Source organism: Mediannikoviicoccus vaginalis, assembly GCF_928097925.1.
In the GTDB taxonomy this organism is placed as follows: Bacteria; Bacillota; Clostridia; order Tissierellales; family Peptoniphilaceae; genus Mediannikoviicoccus; species Mediannikoviicoccus vaginalis.
In genome coordinates this window covers 193668-207829 of the sequence record NZ_CAKMRI010000001.1, presented here as the reverse complement: position 1 = coordinate 207829, position 14162 = coordinate 193668, and the positions used below count along the sequence as shown (strand labels likewise).

The following is a 14162-nucleotide window of genomic DNA, read 5'->3' as shown; positions in this document are numbered from 1 at the left end:
TCTTACCTCATTTCGTATAAATCTTTAAACTTGCTACTGAAACAATGGCAAATAGCAATTGCAATAGCATCTGCAGCGTCATCGGGCTTTGGTATGTGGTCAAGTCTCAACATGTTTTTTACCGATTGTTGAACTTGAAATTTATCCGCCCTGCCATATCCTACAATCCCCTGCTTAACCTGTAGGGGAGTATATTCATAAATGGAAAGTCCATTATTTATTCCCGCAAGAATTTCCACGCCTCTGGCCTGGGCAACAGTAATGGCAGTTTTAACATTCTTATTAAAAAACAGCTCCTCTATAGCCATGTCAGTTGGTTTAAATTCCTTTATAATATTTTCCATCTCCATATATATAAACTTCAGCCTCTCGGTCAGAGGAGAAGTTGAAGCAGTGGTAATACATCCATATTCAACCAATTTAAATTTATTGTTTTCAAAATCCAAAATAGAATATCCAACTATTGCTATTCCTGGATCTATTCCTAAAACTCTCAAAATAACACCTCATTATAATTTTACCATATAATCCATTAGCATTTTCACATCTATGTGGCAAAATAAAAGGCTCTAAAGAATCCATTGGGGGATGCTAACCTATAAAGTTGGCATCTCCTCTTATTTATACATCATTATTCACTTACTTTTAAAAGACCTAACTAAATAGTCACTTTTTTACTGTTTTTAGGTTCACTTAATAAGCCTATAGGCTTATTTTTCCTAAAAGCTAATTCTTTTATTCAGTTCTTGTATATTATTCGAGTGCTAATATCCTATTTCTAAATCTTTTGAAATTTTTCATTCCAAATGTTATTCTCTTTAATACTTTTATTTTGTTGTTCATTCCTTCTACGTACCCATTGGTGAATTCGTAGTCAAAGCTATTGGATATTGGTTCTATCCAGTTCTTAAAGGCTGTTAAACAGGCTCTCCACTTAATGGATCCGTCTTTTAACAGGTATTCTATCCAACCTTGTATGTTTTTTTGAGCTTTCTCTTTGTTTTCGCTCTTCATTACTAAATTGTAGAAGGTTTCTTTTGTTAGGTATGCTTTTCTTATTTCTTCGTTTCTTTCTAACATTATTGATACTTTTATTTTTTCATCTTCGTGTAGTTTTATCATTGGTTTTGTCAGTAGGGATTTACTTCTCATAAAGTGTGTTCTTTCTTGTTTTTTCATCTTTTTTGATTCTGCTATTCTTGTGTTTTCAAATCCCCATGTTACCTGTCTTATGAAGTGATATCTGTCTATTAGATGTTTTGCGTTTGGAAAGTGTTTTTTCTTTATATCTCTATACGGTCTATACATATCGCTTACGAAGATTTTTACTTTATCTTTTTCTTCTTTTGGTATTTGACTGAAGTATTTATCTAGGTATTCAAATTTCCTTGTTGGTAGTACGTCTAATATCTTTTTATTTTGACTATCTGCTATTATTGTCTGATACTTTTCTCCTCCTGAGTCTCCTTTGAATTCGTCTATGTTTAGTACTTCTCCTAGTTTTAATCTTTTTATTTCTATGGTATCTATTATGTTTGTAACTGTTTTGGGTGAAATATAAAATTTTTTAGCTATATCTTTGATGGATATTTTATTTTTAAATTCTTCTAATACTCTTCTTTTGAGTCTTGTTGTTATTTGGCAATGTTTTGATACGAATGGTTTAGATTCTGTAAATCTTTTATTGCACTGTCTACATTTAAATCTTCGTACGTCTATTTTTAATACTACTTGTTTATCTCTATATGGTAGATCTCTTATGTTTTGATGTCTATGGTCATGTATTTCTATCTTTTTTGATCCACAACAAGGACATGTTTTAGGTCTTTTCTTGCATTTACCTGTTATTGTTATCTTGTCTTCTGTTTCTTCTACTTTTTCTAATTTTATACCTTTTATTCCCACAAGCTTTGTGATATTATTTATTTGCACTTACTTTACCTCCTTTTGAGTTGTGGTGACTTTATTTTAGGTGATTTGTAGAGTAAGTGCAATTTTTTTATTAAAAAACTGTTGAGGTGGTATGTTTATTCATACCCCCCAACAGTTTCTTTTGTTCCAAATAAAAAGAGGGTATCCCCTCTTAATATCTACTTAGAACTCTATCATTTACGCCATACCATATGGCTTCCTTACTTAGGAACTTGATTGAGCGCATATAAGTTTTTAATAATTTGTCAAATAATAATTCCAGTTCTTTTAAAGTTATAAATCTCTCTTCTACGATATAGGTGTTGACACCGTCATATCTAAAGATTAATTGCTTATCTAAGTATTTATTTAAATAATATATCTTGTCTTTAACAATCCTGTCGAAAAACTTTCTCACAAGTATTTCAGTGTTCTTTTCAAACTCTTTATAATCCTTTAGATTTTCTACAATGCACTTCTTAACCTGTCTAGTTTCCTTATCTTTGTAAGTGTGAAGTAACTTCTTCTTACCTTTGATGTCCTTTGGGGAAATTTTGGTGAGAATATAATTCTCTGCCATATTTACTGACTGTAAGTTTTCATAGCCTAGAGTATAAGCTTCAAGGTATATTGCAAACTCTAATCTTGAAAGGTCGTCATTTAAAATTTTGACACCAGCGGCCTTTATCTCCTCAACATCCTCCCTGTCCATAAAAAACTTACCCAAGGCATTGTAGGCTCGCTTTGTGCAAGAGTACTTAGGTCTTAGAGTGTTACATCTGTACTCAGATTCAATAACGGAAAGTAAAAGGTATAGGGAGTCTAGGTCATCTTGATATAGAAATCTCGACTTCAATTCATCTTTTAACTTGTCTTCTTTTTTTCTAGCAAGATGCATAGCCCCTCCTTTTCATACTTTTAATTAGAATACATAAGAGTGTCTCAAATCCTTTTCTGCTGCTAGAGCTTCCGCAACTTCTACTATGAAACAGGACATATTTAAACTTAAGTTTAATGCAAAGTCCAAGTCCCTTTCAAAAGATGCACCCTTTGAATATTCTTCTTCAACCTTATCGATATAATTAATTACCAATTGCTTAAGATTGACAGTTTCAAACTCAAATAAGTCAATTGGTTCCAGTTCAATCACATTTTCTGTAAAAACATGTGATTTTGCAAATTTATTTAAATCTTTTTCGTATTTACAATGTTCTCTAAAAGAACCTTTAAAAGTCATATTCTCCTTATGTGGCAAGCACATGTAGTCACATAGAAAATGGCTAATAACTCCTAGCTTTTTAGATAAATATTTTCTCTTTACCCTATCCAAGTTCTTAAAGTCGAAAATCTTAGCTAGGTAAATAAGACTAACTATTTCATTTACCAAGAAATCAATACTATATTCCTTGTAATGTCTTACAATTTTATACTGTGGCAATACATCAGGAGAAACAGCTCCCCAAGCAAGCCACTTTTTATTTAATTTAATACCATGATCTCTTTTAAGAGTATCATGAAGTTTATTTGCTATTATAACATGTGTATTTGGTAATATAGTAAAACATCCTTTCCTTATGTTAATTTTAAATTAACTGCTATTAAATACTACCAAAATTAATATAAAAAGTCAATGGAACTAGCCGCATAAAAACACTATTAAATCTTCAAATTTATAGTCGTCACTGCGTAAAACCCTGTTTAAACAGTCGATGTAGTATTCTCCATATCTCTCTTTTAAATAATTTAAATTTATTGCAATTGACTCCAAGTTATATTCCTTTGAAAGTTCAATAATCTTTTTAAAAGAGTCCTTAAATAATTTTTGGTTTAACTTTGACTCAATATCTTCAGGAAGTACAGTTAAAAAAATGTATAGCTGCTTCAAATCGAATCCGGGAATTAATTTCACATCCCCAGTAGCTACACCCTGAACCTTTGATAGTGGAAGAAGAACTCTCTCCCCTGCATTTTCTATTAAACTATTTGAGCCTTCATCTAAAAGAGCATTGTCTGAAAAGAAGACAAGCCCATCTGACTCAATTTCAAAAATATCTTCAAAAGTAATTCTAATATCCATATGACCACCCTTGTTTTTTTAGTATATAATAAGCATAATAGAAAATCAATAAGGAGTTTAAATGTATAAAAATATATTTAAAGGGCATTTTTTAAAGAGGATTAATCGCTTTTTAGCCCTTGTTGAAATAGATGGAAAAATAGAAAATGTTCATATTAAAAATACATCAAGATGTGATGAAATATTTATTCCCGGTGCAATTTGCTATTTAGAAAAATCTTCAAATCCAAATAGAAAGACGAAATACACATTAATATCTGCAGAAAAAAATGGAATGATAATTAATTTAGATTCACAGATACCGAATAAAGTTATTTATGATGCAATTGTAGAAGGGAAAATTTTATCTAATCTTAATCCAGTAGATGTAAAAAGGGAAGTGAGTTATAAGTCTTCTAGGTTTGACATAGCCTTTTATTCCCAAAGTGAAAAGAAAAAATATTTTCTTGAAGTAAAGGGAGTGTCCTTGGAAGAAAATGGAATAGCCGCCTTTCCGGGTGCACCTACCACAAGGGGCAAGAAACATCTAGATGAGCTGGTAGATGCAGTTGGAGAAGGTTATGGAGCAGTAGTTGTATTCTTAATACAATTAGAAACGGCTAGTTTACTTGTTCCTAATTACAATATGGACAAAGACTTTTCCAGGGCACTAATAAGAGCAAAAGAAAATAATGTTTTACTAAAAGCCTACAACTCTATAGTTACAAAGGACAGTATTAAAATAAATAAGGAGGTTCCCATTAGCTTTGAAGAAAAATATCGCGATAATTTCAGAATATAACCCATTTCATAATGGCCATATATATCAAATACAAGAAATAAAAAAAATATATCCAAATGCTACAATTACAGCAATAATGTCGGGAAACTTTGTACAAAGAGGAGAACCTGCAATACTTAACAAATACGAAAGATGTAAAAATGCAATCTATTCAGGAGTTGATTTAGTACTACAAATACCAACCATCTACTCCCTACAGTCTGCAGAGAACTTTGCCCTGGGACCATACAATATTTTAGAAGAATTAAATGTAATTGACATGTTGTCCTTTGGAGTTGAGACAGAAGACTTTGAAAAACTTTTCGAAATTGCAAAGTTTCAATATGAAAATAAAGAGAAACTCGAAAAAGTTATTATAGACTACATGAATAGAGGAAATTCTTACCCAAAGGCCTTTGAACTTGCAACAAAGAAGCTTTTTAATGAGGAAGTGGATGTGTTTCAGTCAAATAATATTTTGGCATTGGAATATATAAAATCAAAATTGAAAAATAATTCATCCATAGAACTCCTGCCAATAAAGAGAAAGGGATCTTCATACCTAAGCGAAGATTATAAAAAAGATTTACAGCCATCAGCAACTGCCATAAGAAAAATGGTAAACCAAAACAAATTTGAACTCGTGAATAGATTCGTTCCAGAGTCCACTGCCACAAGCCTTAAAAACGTCCATTATAACTACGACTACTACGACATAATAAAATACCACTTCCTTTTACAAAAACCAGAATTTGCTACCATTACAGGCTATGAGAAGGGTCTCGATGATATGCTCATAAAAAATTTGAAGTCGTCAAATAACTTTGAAGAGTTTATAGAAAATTCAAAGAGCAAAAGATTTAAAGAAGGACGAATAAAGAGATTTATTTTAAATAGCCTATTGAATATAAGAAAGGACTTTGTCGACGAAGCCATTTCCACAAGACCAAAATTTGTAAATGTGCTGGGTTTTAATGAAAATGGTAAAGAAATACTAAAAAAGATAGTTGAAAATTCACATGTCTCTTTGATAGTAAACAAAAAAGATTTCAACTTAGAAGATGAACTTTCAAAAAAATTATTTCAATTGGAAGAAAGAGCAACCACACTTTATAATATAATTAGCGGCGAAACCAAGTCTGAGTATGAATATTTTCCCATTGTTAGGAAATAGAAGTTAGAAATATTGCATCCCCTATGTTATTCTGAGCATAAATTTTTTTGGAACAAAAAATTGAAGTCGAAGAATTCTTGACCTAACAGAAGACGAAAGTCTTCGTTGTAGGTCAAATGTCGATCTCGTTTCACTTTCCGACAGGAAAGTGTCAGAAGGCGACCTCGTGAACTTTCTATTAGAAAGTTCACGCTAAAGCTTCATAATATGATTTCACCATACAAAAAAACGGCCTTATGGCCGTTTTTATTACTTTTCAATTTTTATTAACTTTGCTTGAACTACCATCCTGTCATTCACATCGGAACAAGTGGACAGAGTCAATATTTTATCATCTGCATTAGGCAGTTCCCTATTCAAAAAATTCTTTTCTTCAATTCTTGAAAGTAATTCTTCAAAATCTTTTTCGTCATAAGACACAGCTCTATAGTCTTCGTACTGATTTGTCTCATACACTGCAAAGATTTCATATGTGAATCTTCCTTCAAGACTGTCAATGATTATATATGGATTGTCATCAACATATTTTTCATCCCTATACTTATTAAGTGGATTAAAAACATGTCCCGACTTTACATTGTGCCCATATATAATTGTGTTTTGATTACTAAGGTCAGATGAATTTCTAGAGTCCATAAAAACCGCACCAAATGGATGATAATTTCCCATATAGTCGTGGTTTAGATAAAAAGAATTATCCTCTCCTTGAACTATTGGGTAATCCATATCCAAATTTTCAATCAAAAGCCTTGCCTTAACCTGTGGATAAGATTTATTAAGCTCTCGAACAAAGAGTATAGCAGCCTCTATTTCAGGGTCTACCTCCTCCTTATTCGATTGCTCTTTATTATTTTTAATACTCTTATCACGCATGGCCTTATAATCATTGTCAATGACTTTATAAGCTTGATTGTCCTTTTGATATGAGTAAATTTTATATCCGCTCCACGCAAGTACTATTACAAGAAGGACTTGGATGATACTTATAATTCTTTTCTTCATTTAGTCCTCCTCGTTAGTTTTTATTTTTCGTCGTCGTCCTTTTTCTTTTGTAAGAACGCTAGGGCTGAAGCCGCAATTGCTGCTACACCTATATATCCAGCAACTCCTGGATCATAAGTTTGAGGAGCCTTTGACTTACCATTTGAATTATTTTTAATTTTTACACTTGCATTGTCAGCATTTTGGTCTCCAGAATCCTTTTTACCTGGAGTCTTAGAATCTTCTTTACCTGGAGTCTTTGGATCTTCTTTACCTGGAGTCTTTGGATCCTTTTCTCCTGGCTTAGCAGGTTTTTCAGGAGTTTCTCCTGGTGTTCCTGGTTCATTTGGTTTATCTTCACCTGGTTTACCTGGTTCGTTTGGTTTAGGATCTTTTGGATCTTCCTTACCTGGTATTTCTGGGTCTTTTGGATCTTCTTTACCTGGCTTTTCTGGATCCTTTGGATCTTCTTTACCTGGCTTTTCCGAATCCTTTGGATCTTCTTTACCTGGCTTTTCTGGATCCTTTGGATCTTCTCCTGGGATTGGGCAGACATTCTTAGTTCCTACTCTAACTATCTTATCTTGTTTCTCTACAAGAGTTTCAGTTTCTTCAGAAACTTTTTCACTGTTTACAATTTTAACAGTTGTCTTTGTCTTTCCTACCACACCTTCTTTATCAACTACAACCTTACCAGCTTCTAGGTCTGGATCTTCTATAACCTTGATGTCAAAAGCTTTTTCACTTTCGTAAGTGAATTCACCATCAGTCTTAGTTCCATACTCTACAACCTCGTTCTTTGGTTCAGTTCTTTCTTCTTTTACTTCAAGCTTACCTGTTTCCTTATTGAAGGTTGTGGTATATTTTACAGATCCCTTAGAGCCTTCTTCGATGACTTTTTCTTCACCTGCTTTAAGTTTTGGGTTGTGTTTGTATTCAGTATCGTTACCTAATTCAACAATCTTTTCAACAGGTTTCACACCTACTCTTACTACCCTATCTTCTTTTTCGGTGATAGTATTTGTTGTTTCTGTTGGCTTTCCAACTGGTTTAGAGTCTTTAACCTTTTGAGTAATGGTTACTTCTTCCTTGCCTGGTTTACCTTTATTTTCAATTATTTGACTACCTGCTTCAAGAGTATCATCATAGATTACCTTAGTTTCATAAGGGATTTCTCTTTCGATGGTCTTTGTAGTTTCGCCTTCAGTTGGATCAGCTGGTTTTGTACCTACACGGACTATGTGTTTTAAAGGTTTTTTAGTTGTTTCTTCGCTGATTTTCCTAGCTTCACCATCTGGCTGGCCATTTTTAATGTCTTGTTCATATTTTGTAGTCTTAGAACCTGGTACTCCTTTTTGTTTTACTTCACTTTTACCTTTTTCTAAAGTATCATCTTCGATAATTTCTACTTCAAATGGTATTGGACAAGTCTTGCTATATTCGTACTTACCTGTGAAGTCTTTAGTACCTACGATAACTTTTTGCTTAGCCTTTGTTACCACTTGTTCTGTAGTTTGTTCTATCTTGCCTGTTTCTGGATTGTATTTATCAACTACCTTAGTTTCTACCTTACCAGGTGTTAGCTCTCCAGTTTCTACTACTCCCTTGTCTTTTGTGTCGTCATAAACATATTCGATTTCAACTTCCACATCTTTGGAGTAGTTATTTTCAGGAGTTTCTACCTTTGTTCCTATTTCTATAATGTGCTTTTTAGGATTTACTCTGTTGGATTCAACTTTGAGCAATTCACCATCTGGAGAACCATTTTTAATCTTTTGGTTATATTCTATATCATAAGAACCTTGGACACCTTTTTGAATTTCTTTGCTGGTTCCAGCTGGAAGTTCACTGTTGTATCTAACTTCCACTTCAAACGGAATTTCAAAGTGTTCAGTGTGTTTTACCACACCTGTAAAGTCTTCGTCACCTACAAGTATAACTGCCTTCTTAGGCTCTCTAACTGTTTTGTATTCTGATGTTTCTGTTATTTGAGAATTTTCAATAGTTAGTGTTCTTTCTCTTAGGCCGCTTTCTCCAGTTTGTGGTACTCCATTAATTTCGTTATATTTCCACTCACCTTTTTTAAGTGATGGGTCTTTTCTAACTTCAACTTCAAATGGAATTGTTTCTGTTTCCTTGTATTGGCCATTAGTCTTTGAGCCTATTCTTAATTTCCTTGTAACTGGTTCTTTTGTTACTTTAGTTTCTCCACGTACTTCTTCGCCTGCTTCACCATTTGTAATTATTCTTGTAACCTTAGTTTCTTGTTCACCAAGTTCACCCTTTTGGTCTTCTACAATTTCATTTGGTGCTAGGCTTGGGTCAACTATAATTTCAGTTTCAAATGGTATTGGATCTTTGTCAACATATTCCACTGTACCAGCGAAATCAGCATTACCTACTTCAATAATTTCTTTAACTGGTGTTTTTATTATTGATGGGTCAGAAGTATTAGTTACCTTTGAGTTTTCTATAGTAAGGGTATATTTTTCTTCTCCTGGTTCTCCTTTTTGAACGACCTTATACTCACCCTTTTTAAGGTTAGGATTTACCCTAACTTCTACATCATATGGAACCTTGTTGGTATATTCATATGTTCCGTTGGATTTTGCAGCGCCTACTTTTACAATTCTCTTTGATGGAGCCTTGGTTTGTACTGGGTCTCCTTCTTTTGACTCTATAACTTCTCCATTTTTGATTGTATGAGTAACTGTTGTTTCTATCTCACCATGCTGACCTTCTTGAATTATTTCAGTTGTACCTGGTTCCATAGTGTTGTCTACAATGTACTCTGTTTCAAATTCTATAAAGTCAGTCTTCTTAGTTTCAAAAGTACCTGTAAAGTCTTTGCTTCCAACTTTAATAACAGCATTGACTGGTTGAGTTTCTACAACTTTTGGTTCTCCAACAACTTTAGAGTTTACAATTGTCCAAGTGGTAATTCTTTCACCTACTTGACCTGGAGTTACTTCTTGGTATTCTCCAGCTTTTAATTCAGGATCATATACTACCTTGTATCCAAATGGAATTTTTTCTTTGTGAGTATGAGTTCCATCTGTCTTATATCCAACCCTAACTATCCTATCTTCTGGTTCAGTTTTTCCTAAATCTTGTTCTTCTGTAGATGTTTGAACACCATTTTCAAAATGTTGGATAAATTTCTTTCTTTGTTCGCCTAGTTTTCCAGGTGCATCAACTATAACAGTACCTGGTTCAAGATTTTCATCAAATTTTACCTTTGTTTCATAAGGAATAACTTCCGTGATTTCATTTTCAAAGACACCAGTGTACTTTTTAGTACCTATTATTATTTCTTGAGTAGCATTTTTAACTACTGTTTCTTCTTTAGATTCAATCTTGCCAGTTTCTGGATTGTACTCATTAGTTACAACTGTCTTTACTTCACCTGGAGTAAATGTACCTTGTTTGGCAACAGTTACATCCAAATTAGGGTCGTATTTATAAACAATATCTACTGGAACAGTGCTTTCTTTTGTCACACTATTTGTAGCAGGTTTCTTACCTACTCTTATTACGTGTTCTACAGGCTCGGTCTTTGATGTTTCTTCTGATTTTAGTTCACCATCAGCTTCTCCATTTTTTATAGCTTGAGTGTATTTGGTTGTCTTGGAGCCTGGCTTACCTTGAGTTACTACTTCACTCTTACCAGCTTCAAGTGTTTCATCTTCTATAATTTTAACTGTAAATGGAATTGCTTCTGTTACTTCGTGAGAAAATTCTCCAGTGTAGTCTTTTTTACCCACTCTAATTACAGCATTAACAGGTTTTGTTGTTTCTACACTTGGATCTCCAACTATTTCAGAGTTTTTGATAGTCCAAGTTGTCTTTCTTGTTCCTTCTTTTCCCTCTACATCTATTACGTATTCACCAGATTTTAGATTTGGATCATAAGAAATATTGTATTTGAACGGAATTTGTTCTTCGTAAGTGTGTGTACCTTCAGTATTTCTACCTACTTTGATGATTCTATTTACAGGCGCCTTTGTTTGAGTATATTCGCCTTCATCAGTTTTTGTTACCTGGCCATCTTCTATAGTGAGAGTATTTGTCCTAGTTTTTTCACCTAACTCACCTTCTTGTGTGACTTTTTGTTCCCCTGGTTTTAAGCTGTCGTCAAATTCTATAATAGTTTCAAATGGCACTTCAACTTTTTCTATAACTTCATGAGTACCGCTATTCGTTCCCTTACCGACATTGATGATTGCATCTTCCGCTTCAACTGTAGTGATAGTAGGTTCACCTTCAACCTTAGAGTTTACAATCTTCCAAGTTGTAGTCTTAGTTCCAACCTTACCTGGTTTTACAATTTCGTATTCTCCTTTTTTAAGGGTGTCTACTTCTTTGACTTGATATTCGAAAGGTATTTCTTCAACGTGTTTAAACTCATCTACAAAGTCTTTGCTACCAACTTCGATAACAGCATCTTCTGGTTTTGTTTCATCCACTTTAGTGTCTACAATCTTAGAGTCTCTTATTGTATAGGTTGTTTTTTTGCTTCCAGGCTTACCCTTAAGCTCAACGTCCCCAACTTTTTTATATCTCCACTCGCCTTTTGCTAGGTCGTCAGCAACTTCAACTTTTGTTTCAAATGGGATTTCTTGCTCATGAACAATGGCATTTTTTGTACCTGAAGCTATAAATTGAACTTCAGTTTCTCTTGTACCTTTTTCTGTATCTCCATCGTAATAATGAGCAGTTACAGGTACGTTTAATAAAGCTCCGTCAATATTTTCTCCATCTGGAACAGTTGCAGTCACATTACCTGTACTTTCATCGATTGACACTTGCCAAATATTGCCCTTATCATCTGTATAGGCATTTGTGTTAATAGTAAACTTAGTTGGTCTTCTGTTGAATTTATCTTCTTCGTTTAGTATAACATCAGAAGAAAGTTTATCTCCTGCCTTACCTGCTTTGGCATTGTAACGAGGAGTCATATTAGCTCTTTCTTTGATGATAAATTCAGCAGTTGTTTCTTCGGTGATATCTTCATCTGGTTCTAGTGGATCTTCATAATGGGCTTCTACTGGAACCTTGATCTTTTCACCACCATTAAAGTTGCCACTATTCTTTGGCTTAGCTGTTACTTGGCCAGTTGTTTCGTCAATAGAAACAGTCCATTCGTTTCCATGGTCGTCCTTATAATCAAAGCCATCTTTTATAGAATATGATTTTGGGCTTAGTTTCTTCTCATCTTCAGTAACCTTTACTGGTGATGTTTGTTCTTCTGATGGAAAGTTAACTTGTGCCTCGTATTCTGGTTTGTTTAAGACTGACTCTTGAACTACAAAGTGGAACCAACGTGTATCTGTTGAACCGTTGGTATAGGTGTATTCAACAGGTAGGGCTATAGTATCTCCAGCTTTTGCGTTTTTTGGTGCAGTTATATCAAAATGTGATATATTGTCAGGATTACCATCAATAACCCATCTCTTGTCCTTGTTTTCTTCCTTCATCAATTCTTCGTAAGTTATTCCTAACTCTCTAGCAATTTTTTTATTTGCTGCTATAAGGTATTCTTCCTTAAGTTTTCCTGTGGCTTCTCCAGCTTTATATGCAGCATCCATTTCATCTCCAGTTTTTTGAGTTCCACCAGGTGTACTTGGATCTAAAATTCTTATAGTAGCTTTTTTTCCAGGGCCTACACTTGTAGAATCATTTGAATCAATTTTATTCCCTTCTTCATCTTTGAATTCTTGGTCATAGTACCTAGTGTCGTCTAGGTTTAGTTTGAAATCACCAATTAGATTGTAATGGTCGTAACGGTCGATGCCTTGTTTGTCGATTGTGACATTAGTTCCCTTATGGTTGATGGTAGCAGATCCTGCACCTGTTTCTGTGTAAGTTCCTGTGTAACCGAATTTATCTGGTGTTTCTGCTATATTTGTAAATTCATCTTTTGTTCTTGGGCGGGCGAAGAATTTAACATCTAAGTGTGTTAAGCCCTTATAATCTGGATCTTTAGCAAAAATAGAATCTTCATTTACTACATACTTGCCACCCTCTAATTTTAGAGCGCCTGCTGGCATCTTTACATGTACCTTGCCATTATCGTCAATATAGGCACTAGCTCCTGGCACAACTTTGCCAGTTACTGGATGGTAAACTTGGCCAGCTAATCTTTCCCTGGCACTTTCATCTATATTTTCTACCTTAATACCAGTGTCTATATCTTGACCTTGAACAAAGACTTTTTCATTGTACTCTCCATTGAGTTTCATTAGCTTAAGGCTGTCATTTTCATTTGGCCATGGGTTTACCTTGTAACCTAAAACGAAGTTATCTCCAAAAAACTTCGTTCCTGGATTTTCTTTAGTGTAATTATCCTTCATACCAAAGGAAGTAGAGTCGTTATCCTTGCTGTTGATATGCTTTAGGGTTTCTGCACTGGCTTCATAGTTATAGTTTCTTTGTCGTCCAGCGGCAGTCATTTTTCCATTTTCATCTGGCTTGAATGTTACATTAGGAGACTGATCAGTCAATTTATCTCCTGCATCCATCATAGGTTTTTCGCCTAATTGTGCTGGTACAAGTCCAGCATCACTAACAGAAACCTTAGTATAGGTTCTTTGACCAGTCTTCTTGTCTATGGTAATTTGATAACCCCATTCAGTCTTACTTGGTGATGTTGCGGATGGGTTTTTAAGTTCAAATTTAAAGCCGTCTTTTGCCTGCTTCTCATCAGTTTTATATTGAGTCTGATTTGGATCTCCCGGTTGTAAATCCGTTTCCCTATAACGTTCAGATCCACTGTAGTTTTGGATTTTCTTTTCATCTTCGCTATAGTTTGGCTCATTTGTTCCAGCTGCATTCATTGCATTTGCAATTGCCTGTAACTTAAGCTCTCCTAATTGTTCACCACTAACTCCTGTTAGTTCTTGGGCGAATGACACCACTGAGGACAACAGAATCGAAAGTCCTAAAAATACAGACACAAACCCTACATTTAGCTTACGCATGTCGTATCTGGGTTTCGTGTTTGCAGATTTTTTCTTTTTTTCATCTACGATTTTTTGTAATTTATCCATTTTCATTTCCTTTCTTAAGATTCATCTAATATAGTTATATTATATATAAATTTCTAAGATCCCTCAAATACATATCATAATTCAATATGGTAATATAATCATTTCTTTTTTCTTTTATGATGAGTATCTTCGAATATTTCCTAGGTTTTAAATAGGAATTTATTCATCATAAATACTTATTTAAACAACATTATATTACCCCTAAATTGA

Annotated in this window: 9 protein-coding genes; 2 read left to right on the top strand and 7 right to left on the bottom strand. The window is 34.0% G+C overall.

Annotated features, from left to right (window positions below; translation table 11 throughout):
• Positions 1 to 2: 2 nt before the first annotated feature.
• From ruvC to L6651_RS00990, 5 genes are all read right to left on the bottom strand, one after another.
• Positions 3 to 497, bottom strand: coding sequence for a crossover junction endodeoxyribonuclease RuvC (ruvC, locus tag L6651_RS01010; protein ID WP_237036196.1), 495 nt, complete (start codon positions 495 to 497; stop codon positions 3 to 5).
• 256 nt (positions 498 to 753) lie between these two features.
• Positions 754 to 1932 (bottom strand): ISL3 family transposase, encoded by a 1179-nt coding sequence (locus tag L6651_RS01005; RefSeq protein ID WP_237036195.1) that lies wholly within the window; start codon positions 1930 to 1932, stop codon positions 754 to 756.
• Between the two features lie 151 nt (positions 1933 to 2083).
• Complete coding sequence (locus L6651_RS01000; RefSeq protein WP_237036194.1) at positions 2084 to 2809, bottom strand: hypothetical protein; 726 nt, start codon at positions 2807 to 2809, stop codon at positions 2084 to 2086.
• Positions 2810 to 2833: 24 nt separating this feature from the next.
• Positions 2834 to 3442, bottom strand: coding sequence for a zinc dependent phospholipase C family protein (locus L6651_RS00995; protein ID WP_255784916.1), 609 nt, complete (start codon positions 3440 to 3442; stop codon positions 2834 to 2836).
• A 105-nt stretch (positions 3443 to 3547) separates the two neighbouring features.
• Positions 3548 to 3988 (bottom strand): macro domain-containing protein, encoded by a 441-nt coding sequence (locus L6651_RS00990; RefSeq protein ID WP_237036193.1) that lies wholly within the window; start codon positions 3986 to 3988, stop codon positions 3548 to 3550.
• Between the two features lie 61 nt (positions 3989 to 4049).
• Here L6651_RS00990 and sfsA point away from each other — a divergent pair, with 61 nt between their 5' ends.
• Together sfsA and L6651_RS00980 are read left to right on the top strand one after the other, a co-directional pair.
• Positions 4050 to 4769: a DNA/RNA nuclease SfsA gene (gene sfsA, locus L6651_RS00985; RefSeq protein ID WP_237036192.1), complete on the top strand. Its 720-nt coding sequence runs from the start codon at positions 4050 to 4052 to the stop codon at positions 4767 to 4769.
• Positions 4735 to 5922 carry a tRNA(Met) cytidine acetate ligase gene (locus tag L6651_RS00980; RefSeq protein WP_237036191.1) on the top strand — a complete coding sequence of 396 codons (1188 nt, stop codon included), beginning with the start codon at positions 4735 to 4737 and terminating at the stop codon, positions 5920 to 5922. The genes sfsA and L6651_RS00980 overlap by 35 nt, the downstream gene beginning before the upstream one ends.
• A 249-nt stretch (positions 5923 to 6171) precedes the next feature.
• On the opposite strand, the gene srtB is transcribed toward L6651_RS00980, so the two are convergent.
• Together srtB and L6651_RS00970 are read right to left on the bottom strand one after the other, a co-directional pair.
• Positions 6172 to 6924 (bottom strand): class B sortase, encoded by a 753-nt coding sequence (gene srtB / locus L6651_RS00975; protein WP_237036190.1) that lies wholly within the window; start codon positions 6922 to 6924, stop codon positions 6172 to 6174.
• A 20-nt stretch (positions 6925 to 6944) separates the two neighbouring features.
• Positions 6945 to 13952 carry a G5 domain-containing protein gene (locus L6651_RS00970; protein ID WP_237036189.1) on the bottom strand — a complete coding sequence of 2336 codons (7008 nt, stop codon included), beginning with the start codon at positions 13950 to 13952 and terminating at the stop codon, positions 6945 to 6947.
• Positions 13953 to 14162: the final 210 nt, after the last annotated feature.

Coding starts and splice junctions, on each gene's coding strand:
- L6651_RS01000 (WP_237036194.1), bottom strand. CDS start 2,809: ATGCATCTTGCTAGAAAAAAAGAAGACAAGTTAAAAGATGAATTGAAG.
- L6651_RS00990 (WP_237036193.1), bottom strand. CDS start 3,988: ATGGATATTAGAATTACTTTTGAAGATATTTTTGAAATTGAGTCAGAT.
- sfsA (WP_237036192.1), top strand. CDS start 4,050: ATGTATAAAAATATATTTAAAGGGCATTTTTTAAAGAGGATTAATCGC.
- srtB (WP_237036190.1), bottom strand. CDS start 6,924: ATGAAGAAAAGAATTATAAGTATCATCCAAGTCCTTCTTGTAATAGTA.
- L6651_RS00970 (WP_237036189.1), bottom strand. CDS start 13,952: ATGGATAAATTACAAAAAATCGTAGATGAAAAAAAGAAAAAATCTGCA.